The organism is Actinoalloteichus spitiensis RMV-1378, assembly GCF_000239155.1.
Lineage (GTDB): Bacteria > Actinomycetota > Actinomycetes > Mycobacteriales > Pseudonocardiaceae > Actinoalloteichus_B > Actinoalloteichus_B spitiensis.
The window spans coordinates 1-7,927 of record NZ_AGVX02000498.1; the positions used below are offsets into that span (position 1 = coordinate 1).

At 72.6% G+C, this 7,927-nt stretch carries 7 protein-coding genes; 4 read left to right on the top strand and 3 right to left on the bottom strand.

The window, feature by feature from the left end:
- The first annotated feature begins 368 nt into the window (after positions 1 to 368).
- The 3 genes from ACTIDRAF_RS0220225 (at position 369) to galE (ending at position 3,316) form a co-directional block, all read left to right on the top strand.
- Entirely contained in the window at positions 369 to 1,058 is a 690-nt protein-coding gene (locus ACTIDRAF_RS0220225; RefSeq protein ID WP_016700538.1) for an iron-dependent transcriptional repressor DtxR, read from the top strand.
- The gene (gene galK, locus ACTIDRAF_RS0220230; protein WP_016700539.1) at positions 1,055 to 2,233 is read left to right on the top strand and encodes a galactokinase; all 1,179 of its coding nucleotides are present in this window, start codon (positions 1,055 to 1,057) and stop codon (positions 2,231 to 2,233) included. Before ACTIDRAF_RS0220225 ends, galK begins: the two co-directional genes overlap by 4 nt.
- A gap of 132 nt (positions 2,234 to 2,365) precedes the next feature.
- On the top strand, positions 2,366 to 3,316 hold the full coding sequence (gene galE, locus ACTIDRAF_RS0220235) for a UDP-glucose 4-epimerase GalE (protein WP_016700540.1): 951 nt from the start codon (positions 2,366 to 2,368) through the stop codon (positions 3,314 to 3,316).
- A 5-nt stretch (positions 3,317 to 3,321) separates the two neighbouring features.
- Here galE and ACTIDRAF_RS30075 read toward each other — a convergent pair whose 3' ends face one another.
- From ACTIDRAF_RS30075 to ACTIDRAF_RS0220250, 3 genes are all read right to left on the bottom strand, one after another.
- Positions 3,322 to 4,392, bottom strand: coding sequence for a DUF4192 domain-containing protein (locus ACTIDRAF_RS30075; RefSeq protein ID WP_157163165.1), 1,071 nt, complete (start codon positions 4,390 to 4,392; stop codon positions 3,322 to 3,324).
- A 120-nt stretch (positions 4,393 to 4,512) separates the two neighbouring features.
- Positions 4,513 to 6,375: a Xaa-Pro dipeptidyl-peptidase gene (locus ACTIDRAF_RS0220245; RefSeq protein ID WP_016700542.1), complete on the bottom strand. Its 1,863-nt coding sequence runs from the start codon at positions 6,373 to 6,375 to the stop codon at positions 4,513 to 4,515.
- Positions 6,376 to 6,569: 194 nt separating this feature from the next.
- Positions 6,570 to 7,175: a class I SAM-dependent methyltransferase gene (locus ACTIDRAF_RS0220250; protein ID WP_039788405.1), complete on the bottom strand. Its 606-nt coding sequence runs from the start codon at positions 7,173 to 7,175 to the stop codon at positions 6,570 to 6,572.
- A 160-nt stretch (positions 7,176 to 7,335) separates the two neighbouring features.
- Here ACTIDRAF_RS0220250 and ACTIDRAF_RS0220255 point away from each other — a divergent pair, with 160 nt between their 5' ends.
- Positions 7,336 to 7,797: a DUF7144 family membrane protein gene (locus tag ACTIDRAF_RS0220255; protein WP_026066315.1), complete on the top strand. Its 462-nt coding sequence runs from the start codon at positions 7,336 to 7,338 to the stop codon at positions 7,795 to 7,797.
- Positions 7,798 to 7,927: the final 130 nt, after the last annotated feature.

Genomic DNA, 7,927 nt, shown 5'->3' on the forward strand with positions numbered 1-7,927 from the left:
GCGGTTCGGCGGTGCCGAGCCGCTCGGCCAGTGCGTCGGGGGTGACCAGTGGCCCCATGTTCCACCTCATTCTCGTCCGCCGACCGTCGCGCCCGGCGTGACGTGCGCGACGGTCGGGGAATGTCCTTGCCGTCGACTACGGTTCCAGACTCCGCACAGTTCGTCCCCAGCGGCTGTCAGGCGGAACAACACTGTGTGAACAGGCGACTAGAATGGCGGCGGGCTGGTTACCGTGAGTCGGGTCACCCGGAGTCCGGTCAGCATCGCTCGCGCGATCAGGACGGTCGAGGAAGCACCTCATCGAACAGGCAGCCCCCGCTAGTCCGCCTCTGATGCCTCTGGCTCCGAAAACGTACAGGAGAGCTGGCGTGAACGACCTAATCGACACCACGGAGATGTATCTCCGGACGATCTACGAGCTCGGAGAGGAAGGCGTCGTCCCGCTCCGCGCGCGTATCGCCGAGCGGCTCGGGCAAAGTGGGCCCACCGTCAGCCAGACCGTGGCGAGGATGGAGCGGGACGGCCTGTTGGTGGTGGCCGACGACCGCCACCTGGAACTGACCGAGACCGGCCGGGAACGCGCGATCGCGGTCATGCGCAAGCACCGGTTGGCGGAGCGGCTGCTCGTGGACGTCATCGGCCTGGAGTGGGAGCACGTCCACAACGAGGCGTGCCGGTGGGAACACGTGATGAGCGAGGCCGTCGAACGCAAGCTCGTGGCGCTGTTGGACCATCCGACCACCTCCCCCTACGGGAACCCGATCCCCGGGCTCGACAAGCTCGGGGTCGGTGACGCCGCTCCCCCCGCCGACTCCGACCTCCGCCGGCTGGACGAGATCGCCCGGCAGGGCGGGGGTCTGGTGCGGGTGAGCCGGATCGCCGAACACGTGCAGCTCGACCCGGTTCTGATGGTCGATCTGAAGGCGGCCGGCGTCATGCCGGGCAACGACGTCAGGGTGGAGGCGAGCGCGTCGGGGCAGCCGGTGAAGGTCGAGGGCGTCGCCAGCGCGGAGATCGCCTCCAGCATCGCCCACGCAGTACTGGTGCGCACCCGATGACGCCGGGCAGACGAGCGGCCCGCACCTTCCACGCGCTGCACGGCCGAACCCCGGAGGTGGTGTGGTCGGCTCCGGGACGCGCCAACCTCATCGGGGAGCACACCGACTACAACGGTGGTCTGGTGCTGCCGTTCGCGTTGCCCTACCGCATCGCGGTGGCCGCCGCACCCCGGCCCGACGGGCTGGTCGGGATGACCACGGTCGACGACTCGGGACATCCCCGTCCGGCGGCTCCCGTGTCGTTGGCCGAGGTGGAGCCCGGTGACGTCACCGGTTGGTCCGCCTACCCGGCCGGGGTCGCCTGGGTCCTCCGCGACGCGGGCCTCCTGCGGGAGGGCGTGGAACTCGTCATCGCCGGCGACGTGCCCAGCGGAGCTGGACTGTCGTCCTCGGCCGCCCTGGAGTGCGCGGTCGCGCTGGCGCTGTTGGACCTCGCCGGCAGCCCGGTGGCAGACGAGTCCGACCGCGTCCAGGTGGCTCGCTGGGCGCAGCTCGCCGAGAACGACTTCGTCGGCGCCCCGACCGGCCTGTTGGACCAGATGGCGTCCTTGTGTTGCCAGGAGGCCCACCTGTTGCTGTACGACGTGTCGACCGGGGAACGGGAACAGGTGCCCTTCGATCCCGTCTCGGACGGCCTCGAGGTGCTCGTCATCGACTCGGGTACCCGGCACGAACACAGCGAGTCGGGCTACGCCGACCGCCGCGCCGGCTGTGAGCAGGCGGTCAAGCAGCTCGGGGTGACTTCGTTGAGTGAGATCCAGCCGCACGAGCTGCCCGATCGCCTTGCCCAGCTCGACCCCGCGCTGCGTCCGCTGGCACGCCACGTGGTCACGGAGAACCAGCGGGTCCGGGACACGGTGGCGCTGCTGCGTTCGGGCCGGACATGGGAAGCCGGCGCGCTGCTGTCGGAGTCCCACGTGAGCCTCCGGGACGACTACCGCGTGTCGTGCCCGGAACTCGACTTGGCCGTGGACGTCGCGGTGGAGGCGGGCGCCGCCGGGGCCCGCATGATGGGTGGCGGTTTCGGTGGTTCGGGGATCGCGCTCGTCGAGACCGCACGCGCCCAGACCGTGCGGCGCGCCATCACCGACGCGTACCGCGCCGAGGGGATCGCGGATCCCAGGTTCTTCTCCGCCGTACCGGCGGCGGGGGCGGGCCGGGACGCCGACGTCTGAGCCGGGCGCCCCGACACCGGGCACCGCGCGGCTCCCGGTGCCGGGGCCTCGGCCACCCCTCGTGACCGGGCAGAATGGGTCGCCCAGTCCCGACCGTGGTGGGCGGGACGCGGCGAAAGGGAAGACACCATCGTGAAACTGCTGGTGACGGGCGGCGCGGGCTATGTGGGAAGCGTGTGCGCCGCCCGCTTGGTCGAGAGCGGGCACGAGGTCGTCGTGCTGGACGACCTGTCCACCGGTCACGCCGATGCGGTGCCCGACGGGTGCCGGTTCGTACGGGGTGACCTCGCCGAAGCGGCCGGGGACGTGCTGTCCGAGGGCTTCGACGGTGTCCTGCACTTCGCGGCCAAGTCGCTCGTCGCCGAGTCGATGACCGACCCGGCGAAGTACTGGGGCGGTAACGTCGTCACCTCGCTCCGGCTGTTGGAGGCCATGCGGGAGCACGGCACGCCACGACTGGTGTTCTCCTCGACCGCCGCGACCTACGGTCAGCCCGAGGAGGTGCCGATCCCGGAGACGGCGCCGACCCGGCCGACCAACACCTACGGTGCCAGCAAACTCGCGATCGACTACGCCATCACCTCCTACGCGCGGGCGCACGGCCTCGCGGCCGTGAGCCTGCGGTACTTCAACGTCGCCGGGGCGCACGGCCGGTTCGGCGAACGGCACACGGTCGAAACCCACCTGATCCCGCTCGTGCTCCAGGTCGCGCTGGGTACCCGGGAGCACATCCAGATCGCCGGGGAGGACTGGCCCACCGAGGACGGCACCTGTGTGCGCGACTACATCCACGTCACCGACCTCGCCGACGCGCACGAGCTGGCCCTGAGCCACGCGGTGGGTGGCGAACACCGCATTTACAACCTGGGCAGCGGGAACGGGTTCTCGGTGCGCGAGGTGATCGAGGCCTGCCGACGGGTGACCGGCCACCCGATCCCGGCCGTGGTGGGTCCTCGCCGTCCCGGTGACCCGGACCGGCTCATCGCCTCCAGCGCACTGGCCCGTGCCGAACTGGGGTGGAAGCCGGAGCGCACCGACCTGGACAGGATCGTCGCCGACGCCTGGGCCTTCGCGTCGCGCTGACCTGGTCACCAGGTGTCCTCGCCGTCCGACTCGATCGCCAGTCGGGCCTCCTCGGCCCCGTCAGCGACCACCCGTTCCACCCGGTCCGGTGGGAGTCCGGCGGCGAGCGCCCGGCCCAGCAGCCGGGCCAGCCCGTGCTCCGGCACCGCCGCCCGGGTCACCTCCAGGGCGAGCCCGGCCAGCGCTCCGTCGCCGCGCAGGTAGGCCGTCACCGCGAGCAGCGCGGCCGGTTCCGCACGGTGCGGCGGCGGGGTCGCCCTGGTCAGGAGCAGCCACATCCGTTCGGCCGCGGCGGAACGGGGCCCTGAACTCCAGGACATGCAGGCGTCCCGCACCCGGGTCTCGGACAGGGCCACGGCGATCCGGGCCACGTCCTCGTCTTCCACGCGGAAGGTGCCTCGTTCGACCTGTTCCAGTGCCCGGTGCACGGCGGCCAGGTCGGCCCGGGCGGCGCGGCCGGTGTCGAGGGCCCGTTCCAGGTCCGCTGTCTCCGCCGCCAGCCCGAGGAGTTCCGCCCGCCGGTGGAGGTCCGCTGGCGGGTCGGGGTCGAGCAACCTGGCCAGCGCCGCGCGGTCGGCGAAGGTGACGAAGCCAGCGAGGGCGCTGGCCGCCGCCGTCACGGTGGCCGCCGGGTCGGGTACACGACCGGAGCAGGCCTCCTCGTCGTAGCAGAACCACCGCTCGTCCGCCGAGGTCGCCGCCACCCACACCGAGTGCAGGCAGGCGACACCTGACTCCGCCACGGCCCGCTCCACGGCCGCGACGAGGCTGCGGCGGGGCGGACCGCCGCGCGGACCTCGGGCGCCGCCGCCCACCACGACCAGCAGGACACCCGACGCGCGCTGCCCCCGCAGCGGTGGCAGGACGTGGTCGAGCACGGCGGTCTCGTCCTCCTCGGGTGGGAGGTCCAACCGGAGGCAGAGCCCGACGCGGGACCGCCGTTCACCGGTGAGGCAGAGGACCACCAGGGACTCCCCGGGATGGAAACCGAGCAGGTGCGGGACGGCGGCCACGACCTCGCCGGGGTCGTGCAGGCGGACGCAGGAGGCCAGGGTGGGCGGTGGTGTCGCGGTCATGTCGGCCACTGTTCTCCTCGGCGCGGTGACCGACCAGCCCCGCCACACCCCGCTGTGGACAACCGCCGGCTGTGGACAACCAGCTGCCGGCCCGGTCGTGCCGTGCCCGGCCACCGGGGCTCAGCGCGGCAGCGCCGCCTCGACGGCGTCGGCTCCCCCGACCACGGGGAGGACCAGCCTGGTGTCCGTGAGGTCCACGGCGATCCCGGCCCCCGGCGCGGGCCGCAACGTGTAGTCGCGGTCGCTGGAGAGCACGACGAGCCCCAGGGAGTGCCCGGTGGGCAGGACGTGGTCGTGGGCCTGGAGTTGGACGTCGACCCGGTAGAACTCCCCTGGGGTGATCGGCTGCGTGCTGGCGATGTCCTCCCGGTTCTGCGGGTCGACCCAGCCCCGGGTGATGGCCCGGTTCGTGCCGTCGGGCGCCCGGTCGACCAGGACCGCCGTCAGGTTCGCGGCGGGACGGGCGAACGCCGCGAGCAGCTCGACGTGGGGTGTTCCGCTGAGCCGCACCGGCTGCCGGACGGGCGCGGTCGTGTAGGAGAGCCGGTTCCCGGACCTCGGCGCGTCCACGAGCTCGGCGGCCGGCCGGGTAGCGTCGTCCACCAGTCGTTCGACCGTCCGCTCCCCGGGCACCGCTCCCCGGGCGGTCAGGGTTCCCACTGCGCTGCCGCCCGGCCACGGGTGCAGCGCGACCGGCTCGGCACCGGGGGCCGGCCAGTCCGCCTCCTCCACCCAGCTCCCGTCCTCCCGCTGCAGGACGGCCCTGGGCTGGTCCTCCACCCCGTTCGGCACCTTGTGCAGGTAGCGGGTGAACCACCGGTTCAGCGCCTCCAGCCACTCCTCGCGGCGGAGCCCCAGCGGGTCGACGTGTCCGGCCTGGTGCAGCCAGATCTGACGGGGGACGTCGTGCCGGGCCAGGGCCTCGTACCACTGGGCGACCTGCCTGGTCTTGACGTTCCAGTCGCTGAGCCCGTGGACGGCGAGGACGGCGGCCTCGACCTGGTGAGCATGGTTCAGGTAGTTGCGCTCGTCCCAGAACTCGCTGTAGTCACCGGTCACCCGGTCCTGGCGTTCGGTGAGCTCGGCGATGACCTCGCGACAGATCTCCCGGTCGCTCCGCGTGTACACGTACTCGGCGAGGGAGTCCAGGTCCTCACCCTGGTACCCGCCGGGCGCCACCACCGCGCCGTCCGCCCGGTAGTAGTCGTACCAGTTGGAGATGGCGGCGATGGGGACGATGGCGTCGAGCCCCTCGACCCCGGTCGCGGCGACCGCGTTGGGCAGGGTGCCGTTGTAGGAGACGCCCATCATCCCGACGCTGCCGGTCGCCCAGTCGGCGGTCACCGCGTTCCCGTCGGCGTCGACGCCCTCGGCCCGTCCGTTCAGCCAGTCGACGACGGCCCGCGCTCCGACCGTCTCGTTCTCGCCACCGCTGGTGGGGCAGCCCGTCGAGCGGCCCGTGCCGAGCGATTCGGCGTACACGACGCCGTACCCCCTGGCCAGCAGGAAGTCCTCGTAGGCTGAACGGATCCTCGGAGCGGCGGCGGCCGGTTGCTCGGCTCCCCCCGACCGTGTCACCACCGCGGCCCGGCCCGGCGCCGCTGCCCCGGGTACGTACAGCTCCACGTCGACGTCGTGGAACCGCATCGGGTTGCCCCCGGAGAAGTAGGGGCTGACGAAGTAGACGACGGGCACCTGGAGGCCGTCGGCGGTGGCCGCCGGGCGCACCACCTCCACGTACATCTCGTCGTCCACCCCGTCGCGGTCGCTGTCCACGGGCGCGCGCACGTGAAGGCTCTCCCGGAGGGCCTCGGCCGGGTCGAACACCGGCTGGGCCACTCCGTCGCGGAACACCGGGGCGGCGCCGTCCGCCGCCTCGACCGGGGCGTCTCCGTCCGGGCGCTGTCCGGCGTTGGCGGGGACCGCTCCCGCCAACGGGAGTGCGACCGCCGCCGCGAGCAGGACGGCGCGTCCGCGCCGCACGAGTCTTCTCGATGTCCCCAGTCCCACGCGCGCTCCCCGCTTCCCGAGCCTCGGCCGGAATGATCACGTGCGGTGCCCGCTCCGGCGCTCCCTGTCAGGAGAACCTTCACCAGAGGTGAGGCCACTGTCAAGATCGGGGCGGGGCCGGCGCGGGCGCCTCCGAGATCCGGGCGGCGCTCGTCCCGAGGGGTGCGTCAGCGTCCGGCGCGGGGGCGCCGGCAGACGTAGGTGAGTGCCGGCGGGAAGTTGCGCCACACCACCCGCGTGGGCAGGACCTCGTCGAATGTGGCCTCCAGCAGGGCCCGGAACCGCCGGGCGCCGCCCAGCGGGAGGGCGTGCAGGTAGGCGAAGGTCGTGAAGACGCCGTGCTGCCCGAGGCTCTCCGCGCTGCGGCGCAGGATCGCCCGTTGCGCGGAGAGCGGGATGAGCGACCAGGGGAGCCCTCCAACGACCGCGTCCACCCGGTCGATGTCACGCTCGGCGAGCAGCTCGTCCAGTCGGGCCGCGTCCGCGTTGACCACCTCCACGCGGGGGAACCGGCGTGCGAGGTGCTCGGCGAGTGAGGTGTCGACCTCGATCGCGAGGTGGCGGCCGCGGTCTCCGAGCCGCCGGCTGATCGTCTCGGTCACCGGACCCGTTCCCGGCCCGAGTTCCACCACGACGGGCTCCCCCTGACCAGGCACGACGGCGGCCAGCCGACGGGCGAGCAGGGGAGAGCTGGGGACGAGGGCGCCAATCACGGCCGGCCGCCGGACCACGGCGTTGAGGAACACGGAGAGGCCACCCCGGGAAGCAGTCATCCTGACAGCTTGCACCCATCACGGGACGCAACCACCAGCGGCCGAACGAGTGTGCTCCACCTCACACAGCGGCCTCCGCCGGGCTTCCCGCTCGCCCACCGCGGGACAGGTTCAGCCGACGTCCCAGGGGTACCCGAAGGCATCGGAGAGAGGAGGAGCTATGGCTGAGGCACACATGTCGCACCAGCCAGCCGGGCGACCCGCCGGCGGTGCCGTGCTGCACCGGAACGACCGGGAGGGCACGGGCCAGGGCTGGGTTCTCTTCGCGGGGATCTTCATGATCCTGCTCGGCGCGTTCCACGTGATCCAGGGGCTGGTGGCACTGCTGCGGTCCGACTACTTCCTGGTCACGGAGAACGGCCTGCTGGTCCAGTTCAACTTCACCGCGTGGGGGTGGATCCACCTCGTGCTGGGCGTGGTGGCGGTCCTCGCCGGGCTCGGCATCATGACCGGGGCGCAGTGGGCGAGGATCACCGGCATCGTGCTGGCCGGGCTCAGCGTGCTGGTGAACCTGGCGTTCCTCGCCGCGTACCCCCTGTGGACGACGCTGATCATCGCCTTCGACATCCTCGTCATCTACGCACTGGCGGTGCACGGGCGGGAAGCGAGGACGACCGCCTGACCCCGCTCCGGTGGGTGGTCCCCTGCCGCCGCTCGGACGGCCGCGGGACCGCCTGCCCTTCGGCCGGATCGGCCCCGCGACGGCGGCGCGCTCCTCCGGCCGGGAAGGTGGCCCGCCCCCGGGGGCGGGC